The 13,564-nt window shown below is 44.5% G+C and carries 15 protein-coding genes and 1 pseudogene; 11 read left to right on the top strand and 5 right to left on the bottom strand.

Going from position 1 to position 13,564, the window contains the following annotated elements:
* Positions 1–218: 218 nt before the first annotated feature.
* Positions 219–1,229 (bottom strand): cytochrome d ubiquinol oxidase subunit II, encoded by a 1,011-nt coding sequence (gene cydB, locus Bealeia2_RS09365; RefSeq protein ID WP_414437887.1) that lies wholly within the window; start codon positions 1,227–1,229, stop codon positions 219–221.
* Between the two features lie 2 nt (positions 1,230–1,231).
* Positions 1,232–2,593, bottom strand: coding sequence for a cytochrome ubiquinol oxidase subunit I (locus Bealeia2_RS09360; protein ID WP_331256764.1), 1,362 nt, complete (start codon positions 2,591–2,593; stop codon positions 1,232–1,234).
* A gap of 169 nt (positions 2,594–2,762) precedes the next feature.
* Between Bealeia2_RS09360 and yidD the strand changes: the two genes are divergently transcribed.
* The 6 genes from yidD to Bealeia2_RS09330 all read left to right on the top strand — a co-directional run bounded on the left by yidD (position 2,763) and on the right by Bealeia2_RS09330 (position 6,516).
* Positions 2,763–3,017, top strand: coding sequence for a membrane protein insertion efficiency factor YidD (gene yidD / locus Bealeia2_RS09355; protein ID WP_331256763.1), 255 nt, complete (start codon positions 2,763–2,765; stop codon positions 3,015–3,017).
* 24 nt (positions 3,018–3,041) lie between these two features.
* On the top strand, positions 3,042–4,754 hold the full coding sequence (gene yidC / locus Bealeia2_RS09350) for a membrane protein insertase YidC (protein ID WP_331256762.1): 1,713 nt from the start codon (positions 3,042–3,044) through the stop codon (positions 4,752–4,754).
* Positions 4,754–5,392 carry a ribosome biogenesis GTP-binding protein YihA/YsxC gene (gene yihA / locus Bealeia2_RS09345; RefSeq protein ID WP_331256761.1) on the top strand — a complete coding sequence of 213 codons (639 nt, stop codon included), beginning with the start codon at positions 4,754–4,756 and terminating at the stop codon, positions 5,390–5,392. The genes yidC and yihA overlap by 1 nt, the downstream gene beginning before the upstream one ends.
* A 311-nt stretch (positions 5,393–5,703) precedes the next feature.
* Positions 5,704–5,979, top strand: a complete 276-nt coding sequence (locus tag Bealeia2_RS09340; protein ID WP_331256542.1) for a helix-turn-helix domain-containing protein — start codon at positions 5,704–5,706, stop codon at positions 5,977–5,979.
* A 146-nt stretch (positions 5,980–6,125) separates the two neighbouring features.
* Entirely contained in the window at positions 6,126–6,281 is a 156-nt protein-coding gene (locus tag Bealeia2_RS09335) for a hypothetical protein (protein ID WP_331256543.1), read from the top strand.
* Between the two features lie 76 nt (positions 6,282–6,357).
* The gene (locus Bealeia2_RS09330) at positions 6,358–6,516 is read left to right on the top strand and encodes a hypothetical protein (RefSeq protein ID WP_414437873.1); all 159 of its coding nucleotides are present in this window, start codon (positions 6,358–6,360) and stop codon (positions 6,514–6,516) included.
* A gap of 351 nt (positions 6,517–6,867) precedes the next feature.
* Here the strand turns inward: Bealeia2_RS09330 and Bealeia2_RS09325 are convergent.
* From Bealeia2_RS09325 to Bealeia2_RS09315, 3 genes and pseudogenes are all read right to left on the bottom strand, one after another.
* Positions 6,868–7,716, bottom strand: a pseudogene (locus tag Bealeia2_RS09325) (IS630 family transposase); the annotation flags it as partial.
* 12 nt (positions 7,717–7,728) lie between these two features.
* Complete coding sequence (locus Bealeia2_RS09320; protein ID WP_331255185.1) at positions 7,729–7,941, bottom strand: IS630 transposase-related protein; 213 nt, start codon at positions 7,939–7,941, stop codon at positions 7,729–7,731.
* Between the two features lie 539 nt (positions 7,942–8,480).
* Positions 8,481–9,746, bottom strand: coding sequence for an ISNCY family transposase (locus Bealeia2_RS09315; RefSeq protein WP_331255482.1), 1,266 nt, complete (start codon positions 9,744–9,746; stop codon positions 8,481–8,483).
* Positions 9,747–9,915: 169 nt separating this feature from the next.
* On the opposite strand from Bealeia2_RS09315, the gene rpiB reads away from it, so the two are divergent.
* From rpiB to tnpC, 5 genes are all read left to right on the top strand, one after another.
* Positions 9,916–10,395, top strand: a complete 480-nt coding sequence (gene rpiB / locus Bealeia2_RS09310) for a ribose 5-phosphate isomerase B (RefSeq protein ID WP_331256759.1) — start codon at positions 9,916–9,918, stop codon at positions 10,393–10,395.
* 211 nt (positions 10,396–10,606) lie between these two features.
* Positions 10,607–10,930, top strand: a complete 324-nt coding sequence (locus Bealeia2_RS09305; protein WP_331256758.1) for a hypothetical protein — start codon at positions 10,607–10,609, stop codon at positions 10,928–10,930.
* Positions 10,931–10,983: 53 nt separating this feature from the next.
* Positions 10,984–11,400, top strand: a complete 417-nt coding sequence (gene tnpA / locus Bealeia2_RS09300; RefSeq protein ID WP_331255563.1) for an IS66 family insertion sequence element accessory protein TnpA — start codon at positions 10,984–10,986, stop codon at positions 11,398–11,400.
* The gene (gene tnpB / locus Bealeia2_RS09295) at positions 11,393–11,740 is read left to right on the top strand and encodes an IS66 family insertion sequence element accessory protein TnpB (protein WP_331255536.1); all 348 of its coding nucleotides are present in this window, start codon (positions 11,393–11,395) and stop codon (positions 11,738–11,740) included. Before tnpA ends, tnpB begins: the two co-directional genes overlap by 8 nt.
* Before the next feature lie 64 nt (positions 11,741–11,804).
* Positions 11,805–13,421, top strand: coding sequence for an IS66 family transposase (gene tnpC, locus Bealeia2_RS09290; protein WP_331256757.1), 1,617 nt, complete (start codon positions 11,805–11,807; stop codon positions 13,419–13,421).
* The last annotated feature ends 143 nt before the right edge of the window (positions 13,422–13,564 follow it).

Genomic DNA, 13,564 nt, shown 5'->3' with positions numbered 1-13,564 from the left:
GTAAAAATAGAGAAGAGATTATGTTTAGAAATTTTTTTCAAGCTTTGACGTTAGTCGTATGCATTAGTTCAAGTTGCATGTGCGTTGCAAGTGAACAGAGTGATTGTTTAGAGAAAGGATACGTTTGGGATCTGAATCGTAATGTCTGTACTTATGAGACAAGTCCGCTCCAAATGCCGGACTTAAACCCGCATAAATAATTGGACTCAAATTTTCTATTAATCATACCTCAATTCGCGTGTTTTTCCAAAAAACACTTTATAGGAATAAAATGTATATCCCAAAATGGCGGGTAAAACGAGAAGCGTCCCAATGAGAATGACCATGAGGCTTTCAGGGGCGCTTGCGCATTCGTAAATTGTTAGTTTTTCCGGCACAATATAAGGGTAGAATGAGTAAGCAATGCCTATGAAAGAGAGTGTGAATAATCCCACGGCACCGACAAAAGGTCCCCAACACCAACGGTCATTTTCTTGAGGAAGTGATTTTAAAAGATTCCACAATCCAAAAATTAAAAGGGATGAAAATAGAGGTAAGGGCGCCAAAAAAATAATTTCTGGTAACGTGAACCATTTTGAGAAAATGCGATCACTGACAAGAGGGGATGCGGTAGAAACGGCTAGAATTCCAATGACAATAAAGCTGAGGCTGCCTTGCGCCCATTTGACGGCTTTCATTTGAAGTACTCCTTCGGTTTTCATTATTAACCAGGAGGCACCAATAAAGACATAACCTAAAGTTAAGCAAATCGAGGTGAGGCTTGCAAAAAGAATGGTCTCGACCTTGTATTCAAGGCCCATAATGTAAAGTCCCAACATATAGCCCTGGCAAAGAGAGGTTAAAAGTGACCCCATGAAAAAAGCTTGGTTCCAAAGGTCTTTGTAAAGATCAGGGACTTTAGCGCGAAATTCAAAAGCTACCCCTCTTAAAATCAATCCTAAAAGCATAAGCGCCACAGGGATGTAAAGGGCTTCAAGGATCATACCATTGGCAATGGGGAAGGCGATTAGCAGGAGCCCTACAGCCAAAACCAGCCAGGTTTCATTAGCATCCCAAAAGGGGCCAATTGAGGCAATCATCACGTCTTTTTCTTGTTGTTCGCTCATCGCAAAAAGAATCCCAACGCCCAAGTCATACCCATCCAAAATCACATAAATTAAAATTGAAAGTCCCATGAGAGCTGCGAAAACCAAAGGCAACCATTGGTCCGGTTGTGAAAAGAAGTCCAGCATTATAAGGCTCCTCGTGATATGAAAAGTCCAAGGTTATTATCAATTTCGTTCTCAACTCTGAGGCCGCGCTGATCTGCCCGACGTGCCAGATAAAACAACAAGAGGATATAACTGATTGTTAGGGCGATATAAGTCACAACATACATGCTGAGACTGAGACCAATGGTTTCTGCAGGGATCGAAGATGCTGCATTGGCGGTTTTCAAAATGTCGTGGACAAGCCACGGTTGACGCCCTACTTCAGAGACGTACCATCCCGCAACGGTGGCAATCCACCCGGAAAACGTCATGCCGACCATAGCTTTTATTAAAAACGGAGGGAGCTCACGTTTTTTCCACAAAACATAAGCGGCAACCCAAGAAATGAGAATCATGAGAAGCCCCACGCCCACCATAATGCGAAAAGCATAAAACACAGGTTTTACAGGTGGATGATTGTCTTTATATTCATTGAGGCCTGGCACAATGCCATCGGTATGATGTTTAAGAATAAGGCTGGCTCCAGAGGGAATCCCAATCTCAAAAGTGTTCTTCCTTTCTTTTTCATCAGGAATTGCAAATAAGAGAAGAGGCACATTTCCTTGCGTGTTCCAATTGCCTTCCATGGCTGCAATTTTTTGGGGCTGATATTTCAAGGTATTTAGCCCATGGATATCTCCTAAAAATAATTGAATGGGGCTGAAGACCGCAGCAAGGACAAGGCCAATTTTTAACGTGGTTTCAACGGAGGGAGTCCACTTTCGCATTAAAAGACGATAGGCGGAAATTCCAGAAATCAAAAATGAAGCGGTCAAAAATGAAGCCACGGTCATATGCAAAAATCTAGGAAGAAGGGAAGGGCTTGAAAGAATCTCAAGCCAACTTGTGACGTGAGCAACGCCGTCCTTCATCTCAAATCCTACGGGGGTCTGCATCCATGAGTTTAGGACTAAAATCCAAAACGCGGAGAGCATTGTTCCAAAGGCTACCAAAAAAGTCGCGACTGTGTGAACTCGTTCTGGCACTCGTCGAATTCCAAAGAGCATAATTCCTAAAAAAACGGATTCTAAGAAAAATGCTGTTAACACTTCATATCCTAAAAGGGGCCCCGCAACGTTGCCTACTGTTTTCATAAATCCGGGCCAATTGGTGCCAAACTGGAAACTCATGGTAATTCCAGAAACCACACCCATCGCAAAGGTGAGTGCAAAGATTTTGACCCAAAACGTATAAGCTTCGAGCCAAATGCTATCCCGCGTTTTGACATAAGCCAGCTTGAAATAAAATAAAAGCCAAGCTAGCCCTATGGAAATTGAGGGAAAAAGAATATGAAATGTAATGTTGGCCGCAAACTGAGCGCGAGCTAATTCAAGAGCTTCCATGCCTAGAGACACCTCTTCATGAAATTATTTCTTCAGAATGATATCATACCTAAAATTTGAGTAAACTTTTTTCGTCCTTAAGCCATGGAGATAGTTTACTTTTTCATGTCAATTTTCACCCTCATAAATTATAATCGCCTTATCTGTTTATTAATTTGATCGTAATGACATGAAAGTGCTTTCGTTCTTTGAGAACCTTATGGTTTTCGTTTTGAAACTTTTAATCCGTACTTATCAACGTATTTTAACCCCTGTGTTGAATACACTTGTGCCACCAGCAAAATGTCGTTACTTTCCGACATGTTCGTGCTATTGCCATGAGGCACTCGAAAAGTATGGGCTTTTCAAAGGGGGCTGGTTGAGTTTAAAACGCTTGAGCCGGTGCCATCCTTGGGGAGGTTCAGGCTCTGATCCTGTGCCCTAATTTAATTATTGAGAGAGATTTTTCATGAGTGACGAGAATCGTAATTTAGTCATCGCCATTGTGGTATCTATGGTTATCCTTTTTGGATTCCAATATTTGTGGTCCCCAGCCCCTCAGCCGGTACCAGCCCAAGCCCAGGTGGTAGCGCCTCAGCAACAGCCTGGTACAATGGCAGTAGCTGCAGTTCCAGCGCCCCTGTCGCGTGATCAGGCGCTCTTGACCCAGCCGCAACGCATTAAAATTGAAACCCCACGTTTGCATGGCTCAATTAATCTCCAAGGCGCTGTTTTTGACGATTTGACATTGGCCGAATATCATGAAACGACAAATCCTAATAGCCCTGAAATTAAGCTTTTAAGCCCACTCAATTCTAAAGATGGGTATGCAGCTGAATTTACATGGACTGCGCAAAATGCACCCGGTGTTGTTGTGCCGTCTTCAACGACGATTTGGAAAGCGGACCGAACGGTTTTAACACCTCAAACGCCAGTGACATTGTCCTGGAATAACGGTCAAGGACTTACGTTCGAGCAAATCATTTCTCTTGATGATCAATATATGTTCACGATCACGCAAAAGGTTCACAATAGTACGCATGCACCAATAACTCTTGCGCCTGAAGGTCATATTTCACGTCTTGATGAGCCAGTCTCATCCGGCTTTATGATTTTGCACGAGGGACCCATTGGTGTTTTTGACGGCAAACTCAATGACCCTTCCTATGAAGATGTGTCATCGGCAGGAATTCTCAATAATCCTCAAGCCCCAGGTTGGTTGGGAATGACGGACAAATATTGGCTTACAGCCTTAATCCCAGACCCTAAAGAATCCATTACATCAAGTTTTACAGGTAATAAAAATGGAACTTCCAAATCATTGGGGGCCAGCTATGTCCGTGAAGCCAAAACCGTGGGTGCCAGCGCGTCCATTGAAGTCACGAACCACTTTTTTGCCGGTGCCAAAGTCCTGAAGGTTTTAGATTCTTACGAAGAAACTTTGGGCATCAATCACTTTGACTTGGCGGTTGATTTTGGATGGTTTTATTTCCTCACAAAACCGATTTTCCATGTTTTGACTTATCTTAATGCCCTTTTGGGGAACTTTGGTTTGGCTATTTTGGCGCTAACGGTTCTTTTTAAAGCAGCACTTTTCCCGCTTGCCAATAAATCTTATCGCTCTATGGGGCGGATGAAACTCTTACAGCCTCAGATTCAAAAACTGCAGGAGCAATACAAAGACGATCGGATGAAGCTCAATGAAAAGATGATGGAGCTTTATAAAAAAGAAGGCGCCAATCCAGTTGCAGGATGTCTTCCCATGCTGGTACAGATCCCCATTTTCTTTGCTCTTTATAAGGTTCTCTTTATCACAATTGAAATGCGTCATGCGCCTTTTTATGGCTGGATCCATGATCTTTCTGCGCCTGATCCAACGACGTTCTTTAATCTCTTTGGTTTGATTCCTTGGACGCCCCCTTCCTTTTTAATGATTGGTGCTTGGCCCCTTATTATGGGTGCCACCATGCTCATTCAACAAAAGATGAGTCCTCCTCCAGGGGACCCCACGCAAGCCAAGGTTATGATGCTGATGCCTGTGATTTTCACTGCGATGTTAGCTCAATTTCCTGCAGGTCTTGTGATCTATTGGGCTTGGAACAACTTCCTTTCCATGGGGCAACAATGGCTCATTATGAAGCAAGCTTCAAAGGTTAAGCCTAAGGCTGCGAATAAAAAATAATGGAACAGGAGTCCGAAAACTTTGAAGCATATGCCCAGTGGCTTTTTTGCCAACCTTGCGATTTCATAGCTGGTGCGGCTCAACTGGATCGGATTCCTGAGGCCCTTTTGCCAGAGGTGGCCTTTGCAGGTCGATCGAACGTGGGCAAATCCAGCTTGATCAATGCGCTCACAAATCGCAAGACGCTGGCAAAAACCTCGAAGACACCCGGTCGGACACAGCAATTAAACTTCTTTAAGTTGGGGGAGTCCGTAGTTCTTGTGGATATGCCGGGGTATGGCTATGCGGAAGTCTCAAAAGCCCAACAGAAATCCTGGCACCATGTCTTGACGTCCTATCTCAAGGGGCGTGTGAACCTCAGGCGCTGCTTTATTCTTGTGGATTCCCGTCATGGACTCAAGGCTTCAGATCTGGAGATGATGAAACTTTTGGATAATGCAGCTGTTGTTTATCAAATTGTCCTGACTAAATGCGATAAAGTCACAGCTTCAGAGTTTGAATTGCAAAAAGAGACTATCTCCCAAGCTTTGAAAAAACATACGGCCTCTTTCCCGGAAATCCTGGCGACAAGCTCAGAAACCAAGGAGGGGCTCCTTGAGCTTAAATGCGCCATCGCAGCGCTGGGGGAAGATGGATGAGATGGATCGTCCTGCATCGACGCTCCTCATAGGGGGCTATGAGAGAAGTCAAACGAATGTAAGAACCGCAAAAAAACGACGCCAATATTTATGTAGTTAAGTGGGATAGGGCAGGGCTACCTCATGAAAAAAAAAATAGCTAAGAGACAGGAAAAATGAGAGCCTACCTCAAAAAAACAGGAGGTAGAAATGGGAATAGAAATTGAAATTAGTTTTTTAGATCATTTTAAAGATATATACCGCTCGGCAATGAAGAAGCCTTGTTAATCAGAGGAATGAACGAAACAACCGTTGTAATTCAATAAAATTTTATGTATAAATGGGGCATGAGAATTGAACTGACAAATAAAGAAAAACAAGATCTAGAATTTCAGCACAGTAAAGAAAGAGATCGTCGCGTGGCTGATCGCATCAAAGCCGTTTTGTTAAATGCGGAAGGATGGACTCAAAAGCAAATCGCTCAGGCTTTGCGTATTCGCTATGAAACTGTTCAAAATCACCTCAACGATTACAAGAATAGCAAAAGCTTAATCCTGAAAATGGTGGCTCTGAAAGCCATCTTACCCCGCATCAAACTTTGCAGCTGATCAGCCATCTTGAGGGCAACGAATGAACAAATAGCTCATTCGCAACAATTTTTCTTTCAAAAAACTAAGGGCACACCTTCGAAAGCTGATCCAGTAAAACAAGCTGAGTTTATCCAAATCTCTTGGGTTCCATTAATTTGGAAACGATGGATGTGACTATTGCAGCCCCTAAAACCATTGATAGCAAGGCCATGGAAAAGCATTTTGCCGCCTTGCGAAAGAAATATCCCAAGGCCCCAAAAATTCACCAGATTTTAGATAGGGGCCCTTATAACATCAGCAAAGACACAAAGCGCCGCTGAAAAATATGGGATCGTTCTTCATTATTTGCCGCCATACAGTCCAAACTTGAATCCAATTGAGCGATTATGGAAAGTGATGAACGAGTACGTACGCAACAATCGTGTCTTTCAAAGTGCTGCTGAATTTAGGGATGCCATTGACGCATTCTTTGCTACGTGGCCTCAAATCGCCAGCTCTATGGTTGACCGCATTAATGATAACTTTCAGATCCTTAATAAGGCATCTTCAAGTTAAAGGAGTATATCTCGAAGGAAGACTCCAATTAGGGTCAATGTTTAGCCGTTGACACAGTTACTTGAACGCCCTCAAGAAAGCCGGTCCTTTCTTAAAACCCTCTTGCATACAATCACTTACCCATCGAGTGGATTATTACTCCGGCAATAAAACAGGTGATATCAAGCGGCGTAGCTGACTTCTTTTTTGAGGAAATAGGAGCGAACGATTTCGGGGCAATTTTGGGTTCCAAAAAGATATTTTGTGATGTTGTTTTTGAGTTCCGTTAAGGATTTGGCACGTTTACGCCCAACGGCATTGCTTTTCACATCTTGATTCAAATAGCTCATCCGGATTCAAATCTGGGCTGTAAGCGGGCAGAAAAAATACCTCAATTTTTTCTTTGTTTTCCTTCAAAAATTCACCGACCACTTTGGCGTGGTGTACTTTGTGATTGTCCACAATGAGAAACACTTTTTTCTTGGAAGACTTGATTAACCTTTTGAGAAAATTAAGAAAAACCTCTCGCGTAAAATTCTCCTCAAAAAGCATAAACCGCAACGTGCCCTGATTCGTGACGCTCGAGATCATATTGATTCGAAATCGTTTTCCCGTTCCTGAAATCACAGGCGTCTGACCCTTGGGGCTATAAGTTGTGCCCGTCTGATGATCGGAACGAAAGCCCGCCTCATCTCCCCAATGAATCTCGGCATTTTCAAGGCGCGCCCGCTTGGCAATCGCCGGATAAACCTCTTTAAGCCAAGCCTGAACTTCTTTTTCGCGACGTTCATAAGCCCGACGCACCGGCTTTTGGGGCGTAAATCCCCAACGTTTCAGATAGTTCCCCACGGAGCGAATCGAGAGTCGGATGCCAAAAGTGCGTTCGATCAACTCTCCCACAGCCTCTCGCGTCCAGAGCATAAAGGGCAGTTTTAGCTGGTCGGGACAACGATCGGTGATCATTTTGACGAGGCTGGCGCACTGGTGGGGCTTCAAGCGCACCATGTCTTCAGCCCGGCGCCCTCGTTTTTTCTTCAATAGCGCCGCCTGGCCCCTTCTTCGATAGCTCGAAACCCATCGGCTGACAGTGCCTCGCGCTACTCCCAATAAATGCCCCACTTCCGCATGCGTCTTCCCGCCTTCAACAACTGCCTTAATCCCCCTCAAACGAAGGCTTTCTTGGGCGTCTTGCGTTAACTTTCGTGCATCTCCTAATTTCATACCTTCTACTTATCACATTAATCTCCTCATGTCTCCTGTTTTATTGCCGGAGTAATAAGAAGTGCGTTTTTTCGGTTTAATATCCCCTTGTTTATGAAGACATATCCATCGATAGATCGTGGTTTCTCCAACGTTAAAAACCTTTGCAGCCTCTCGCTTACGGTCGCCGCTCGTAATGGAGGAGATGACCTTTTTCCACAGGTCTTCCGAATATGCTTTTGCCATACCCTCCTTATACCTAAACTTTTCCTAAAAATCTATCTATTTATAGGGGAAGGACTATATCTGTTTTTGACGGCATTAAAAAGCCCCCCCCACAAAAAAAGCCCACCAAGCTGAGGTGGGCAAGTTTGCGAGTGGCGGAGGCCGGGAGAAATCAGTTTAAATTCGACAGTTTTTCTTCAAGACGAAGACGTTTCACCTTGAGCTCAAAAAGATGAAGCGAATTCGGCAACGGCCGCGATAATTCATCTTGGATGAGCGAATTCAGATAAAAATAACGATTTTTTAAAGCTTGGGCTCTTGAGTGAAGAGACATGATAAATAACCCTCCCTAGTAGATCCAAATGAAAAGTTAGACTATCTAACCTTAATGAGCAGTCTACCAAAAAAGCTCTTAAAAGTCAAAAAAAAATGGATCACTTTTTTGTTACAAAATATTGTAATTCAGAGAAAAAATAATTGAATTTTCTGTCAAGGCAATTTAGAAATGTCCGCTTTGAGTTGAATTATTATCCACAAGTCCATAGCCCTCTCTCGCGCTCTCAAGCGCAAGAGAGACTTGGGGCTGTGGACCCTGTGGGTAATAAGAAGTCTGGGTTTATTTTGGGGAAGATTTCCTGGTCAAAAACATGATCTAAGTCCTTACGATCAGCTAGAATGGGCCCCCTTGTCACCCTATCCAGCGCCATCACGCTTAAGACTTCTTCTCCAAGCATCACCTCTATTGCCCCCGTATAATGTTGATAAATTGTGACTTTTTTATTCTGGTAGCGATAGCCTTTTCCAGGCACTTGAACTTGATAGGCCTGCCCTTCCAAAGAGAATTCAAGGTTTTTTGAAAGCTTGCGCGTGACGTGATGAGATAAAATTCGTCGCAACCTTTGCGCGTCGATAGGTACGTCACGGTGCAGATCTTTCGGGTTTGCCGCATCAACGGCGAACTTTTGGTTATACTTCTCGATAAACGCCGGCAAATAGGCATTGGCAGTCGCAATATCGCAGATACCTCTCAAACGCATCTCTTTGATTAAGCGATCTTGCAGCGTTTGATTCGCCCGCTCGACACGGCCCTTGGCTTGGGGTGAGTAAGCGCAAATCAACTCAATTCCTAAATCTTTCATGGCGCGATGCAGCTCAGTAGCTTGGTAATATCCGTCAGTTGTGCGCGTTGTTTTAAAAATGCTGTGCCGGTCACTATAATAGGCCAGAGGCAGACCATGCTGCTCGAGGTGTGATTCCATGGCTCGGAAATAGCCGGCAGTGGTCTCCGATTCTTCAAATCGCATAGATACGATGCGGCTGGTGGCATCGTCTACAAAGACGAGCAAACAACACTTTGCACGCCGTCCCTCAAACCAATCATGGTGCGACCCATCAATCTGTACAAGCTCACCAAAGCACGAGCGGCGCTGACGGGATTGATGCAGAGGCGAGCTTTTCCGAATTTTCCCGCTCCATAATGCATCGGCTATCATCCATTGTCGCAGAGTTTCTTTGTTGATCTTAAGCCCCTCATTCTCCAACAGTTTCTCGCTGGCTAGCGTCGGACCAAAATCCGCATAACGATTCCGAACTGCCTCAAGAACTCTGGCTTTGAAGCCCTCTGAATGCGCACGATTACTGCCCGATATAGCACGCCGTTTAATCCCGGAAGGTCCCTCAACAGAAATTCTCGCCTGCAAACGCCTCACTTGCCGAGCACTCAAACCTAACTCTGCCGCACCTTCACCTTGGCGCAGCAGACCTCGTTTTATGTCATCCAATATCTTTAGTTTTTCCATCTCGGCCTCGCTATACAATGTCTCCATTCATCCTCCTGCTTGCTGACTGCATCAGCATAAAACTTAAGGACAAATCCGGACATTTCTAAATTGCTTAACCGGACATTTTCAAATTGCTCCTACAAATAATTGAATTTTCTTGACATTTTTTAAGTTTTGTGTTACGAGCTGAATTCTTAATGGGAAGGAAGCACTCATGACAGAAGACATCTCAACCCTCATCAACATTGTGACAGCCCTCCCTAATCCCAAGAAAACCCTCGTCTTTGGTTCCGATCATGCCGGTTTTGTTCTTAAAGAGTATTTAAAAACACAAAGCCAAGCTTGGAGCTACAATGTGATTGATTGCGGCACTCATTCCGAAGATTCTGTAGATTATCCAGACTACGTTCCACCTGTCGTTAAAGAAGTCTTGGCTGGTGCACGTGGAGTCCTCATTTGCGGCAGCGGCATTGGCATGAGCATCGCCGCCAATCGCTATAAAGGTATTCGCGCAGCACTTTGCGCCGATCCGCTTTGGGCCAAACTTGCCCGCGAACACAACGATGCCAATATACTTGTCTTAGGCGAGCGACTTTTGGGACAACAAGAAGCGATAGAATGCCTTCGAACCTTCCTTAACATCGCTTTTGAAGGTGGTCGCCATTTAAGGCGCGTTGAAAAGATAGACTCTTGAATAACAATAACCCGAACATGCACAGCAAAGGCAAGTCAAATTGATCATTAATTTGACGAAGTAAGGGCATACACACTCACTTATCCCCCATATCAAAAAGCAGATGAGCATTTTCAAAAATTGCCATTTTGTGGTTTTTTTAATTCATACTTGCAATTATATATTTTATTACTATATGTGGTTTAATCTAATTTTATTTTATAGGTGTTTTATGTTTATTAATACAAGCAAGATTTTTATATCTTTTTATTTAATGTTCTGTTTTCAACTGCTTGGCGTCACAGAAGACACACAAGCCGAATCAAAGAATACTGACAAAACTTTTTCAACAGAGCTTCACTCAAACCCAATTTCCAACACCTTACCAGCTATTAATAGCCTAATCAACGCGAGCCTTACACTCAAAAACAATTTTAATGCATTAACATTAAGAGATCCTAAAAAACAAGTTGTGTTTCAAGCTGGACTAGAAGGCCCTAATGCCGTTGTTGGCGGATTGGGAATAGGTAAGCGTCATAGGACCCGCATCTTTTAGGTGTGAGGAAAATAGGACAAGGTTGACTCCGTAAAACAACTACGGAGATGAAAATGATGAAGGAGAAAAGGACGGGGCAACGTCAAACGCGAGATGAAAGATCCGCAGGGAAGCTGAAATATTGGGAAGAGCAGATCGAGAGCTGGCGTAAGAGCGGATTGAGTCAGGAAAAATTTTGTACGGCTGGAGGACTGAGTTATTCGTCCTTTAAGTATTGGTTTCCCCGCGTGGGAAGAAGGCTATTTGAGGGGTCATCGGTCGGGCGCTTTGTGGCGACTGCTGTGGTGGGGCACGAGAGTCCAGAAACATTAGATTTATTTGAGAGTCCTGCCCTTCAAGCAGAGGCTCGCCAAGCTCCCGTGCCCCTTGAGATTCGCTTTATGTCCGGGGAGAGGATTGAGATTGTGCCGGGATTTGATGGGATTACGCTTCAGCGTGTAATTGCAATACTGCGGAGTTGCCATGTTTGAGCAGACGCGAGGGGAGATTCTGTTTTATTCCGCCCCGATGGACATGAGAAAATCGATTGATGGACTTGCGGCTTACGTGGCCTCTAGCTTAGGTCGTGTGCCGTGTGACGGAACGATGTATGTTTTTTGCAACCGGACCCTGACCAAGATGAAGATCTTGTATTGGGAGACGAATGGATTTTGTCTTTGGTACAAACGCCTTGAAAAAGAGAGGTTTCAGGTGAGTTTGAGGGGAGATGTTTTGGAGTTGACCTCCCAGCAATTGAGATGGCTGCAAGAGGGTCTCAATTATCAAAAGCTCAAAGGCCATAAGGCGGTCCATTTTCAAGAATTTTCCTGAGGTTTTTACCTGAAAAAACTCAGAAATACATTGACGTTTTAGGGGGTTTTGGGTAGAGTTCCTCATGAAAAATGAGCCCCAAACTTCACTCAAAATCTCCTCTGTTTTCGACGCTGTGGCGCTCTATAAAAACTTGCAAAAATCAGAAAAAGACAAGGCTATTCTAGCCACACAAAATGAACATCTGGTGCAAGAGGTTGATCGACTGACTCATTTATTGCTTCAGATGAAACAAAGCAAGTTTGGGCGGAGCTCTGAGAAGATCAAGTTCGAGGAATTTCCCAAGCTCCCCGGGTTTGAAAACGTCTTTGATGAGGTTTACGAAGAGCCGCCTTTAGAAGCAGAAAAGGCTGGGGCTGAAAGTGAAACAGAGAATGACTCTGGAAAGGACAAATCCTCCTCGACTCTTCTCAAAAAAGGACGTCGTCCGTTGCCGGCTCATCTGCCGCGCGAACGTGTCATCCATGATATTGCTGGTGATAAAATCTGCACCTGTGGACATCCGTTGCATCAGATGGGCGAGGAGATCTCTGAGCAGCTGGATTACGTTCCCGCACAGTTAAAAGTCATTCAAAACGTGCGCTTGAAGTATGCCTGTAAATCTTGCACCGAAGGGGTGCGTGTGGCTGAAGTGCCCAATGCGCCTCTTCTCAAAAGCATGGCATCTGCGAATCTATTGGCCCACATCATCGTCTCCAAGTACCAAGATCATCTACCCCTTTATCGACAATCTCAGATGTGGGAGCGGTTTGAAGTTGACTTAGGTCGGGCCACGATGAGCCGTTGGATTCTTCAAATAGGTGATCTCTTGAGCCCTTTAAAAGAGCTTTTAAGATCTGAGATTCTCAAGGAGACTTATGTACGGGCAGATGAAACGCGGGCTCAAGTTTTAAAGGAATGTGACCGCAAGGCGCAAACGCAATCCTATATGTGGGTGTATATGACCGGGTCGTCATCTCATCACGCCATTTCTTATGAATACACGCCCACACGCAAAGGTGAAAATGCCAAAGAATTCCTGAAGGGTTTTAAAGGTTACCTTCATACGGATGGGTATGGTGGTTACAAAGCCTTGGCGCAAAGTCAAGACATCACGGCTGTGGGATGTTGGGCCCATGCGCGGCGCAAGTTTGCGGACATTATTAAAAGTACAGGCAACACCACGGGCAAATCTGCCGAGGCGCTCACCATCATCAGAAGCCTTTATAAAATTGAAAAAGACGCCAAAGAGGCTCAATACCCGCCCGATAAGATCCAAAAGCTCCGACAAGAAAAAGCCAAGCCCATCCTTGAGAAATTCAAGGTCTTGCTTAAGGAGCACAAAAAAGTGATTGTTCCCAAAAGTCCCTTGGGGCAAGCGGTTGGCTATGTTTTAAGGCAATGGGGCCCCTTGACAGAATACCTCAATGATGGCCGCTTGGATATTGACAACAACATGGCAGGACGCGCCATCCGTCCATTTGCTGTGGGCCGAAAAAACTGGCTTTTTATGGGCAATGTCAAAGGTGCCCACGCCTCAGCTGTCATCTATTCCCTCATTGAGACCTGCAAAGCCAATGGCGTCAATGCTTTTGACTATTTCCGCTACGTCCTCGCCAACATCAATTCCACACCTGAAAATAATTATTCCCACCTCCTCCCCTGGAATCTCAAGCATTCCCTTTCTAATTTACACCAATAAGACGCTTACATCCTATCGAGCATTGGTGGCACAAAATCAAATCCATCCTCCGTCCCCTCGTCCAGCAAAACCCAGAAAACCTTCATCAACTCCTTGATAAACTCCTCAGCCAATGTCTATCCATATAATGGAGAAGTACTATA

Origin of the sequence: Candidatus Bealeia paramacronuclearis (genome assembly GCF_035607555.1) — a bacterium.
GTDB lineage: Bacteria > Pseudomonadota > Alphaproteobacteria > UBA9655 > UBA9655 > Bealeia > Bealeia paramacronuclearis.
The sequence above is the reverse complement of the archived record's forward strand: the minus strand, read 5'-3'. Positions and strand labels throughout refer to the sequence as shown.

Excerpts from the sequence above, each read along its gene's own strand:
- Bealeia2_RS09360 (WP_331256764.1), bottom strand. The coding sequence starts at position 2,593 with ATGGAAGCTCTTGAATTAGCTCGCGCTCAGTTTGCGGCCAACATTACA.
- yidD (WP_331256763.1), top strand. The coding sequence starts at position 2,763 with ATGAAAGTGCTTTCGTTCTTTGAGAACCTTATGGTTTTCGTTTTGAAA.
- yidC (WP_331256762.1), top strand. The coding sequence starts at position 3,042 with ATGAGTGACGAGAATCGTAATTTAGTCATCGCCATTGTGGTATCTATG.
- yihA (WP_331256761.1), top strand. The coding sequence starts at position 4,754 with ATGGAACAGGAGTCCGAAAACTTTGAAGCATATGCCCAGTGGCTTTTT.
- Bealeia2_RS09340 (WP_331256542.1), top strand. The coding sequence starts at position 5,704 with ATGTATAAATGGGGCATGAGAATTGAACTGACAAATAAAGAAAAACAA.
- Bealeia2_RS09335 (WP_331256543.1), top strand. The coding sequence starts at position 6,126 with ATGGATGTGACTATTGCAGCCCCTAAAACCATTGATAGCAAGGCCATG.
- Bealeia2_RS09330 (WP_414437873.1), top strand. The coding sequence starts at position 6,358 with ATGAACGAGTACGTACGCAACAATCGTGTCTTTCAAAGTGCTGCTGAA.
- Bealeia2_RS09320 (WP_331255185.1), bottom strand. The coding sequence starts at position 7,941 with ATGGCAAAAGCATATTCGGAAGACCTGTGGAAAAAGGTCATCTCCTCC.
- Bealeia2_RS09315 (WP_331255482.1), bottom strand. The coding sequence starts at position 9,746 with ATGGAGACATTGTATAGCGAGGCCGAGATGGAAAAACTAAAGATATTG.
- rpiB (WP_331256759.1), top strand. The coding sequence starts at position 9,916 with ATGACAGAAGACATCTCAACCCTCATCAACATTGTGACAGCCCTCCCT.
- Bealeia2_RS09305 (WP_331256758.1), top strand. The coding sequence starts at position 10,607 with ATGTTTATTAATACAAGCAAGATTTTTATATCTTTTTATTTAATGTTC.
- tnpA (WP_331255563.1), top strand. The coding sequence starts at position 10,984 with ATGATGAAGGAGAAAAGGACGGGGCAACGTCAAACGCGAGATGAAAGA.
- tnpB (WP_331255536.1), top strand. The coding sequence starts at position 11,393 with ATGTTTGAGCAGACGCGAGGGGAGATTCTGTTTTATTCCGCCCCGATG.
- tnpC (WP_331256757.1), top strand. The coding sequence starts at position 11,805 with ATGAAAAATGAGCCCCAAACTTCACTCAAAATCTCCTCTGTTTTCGAC.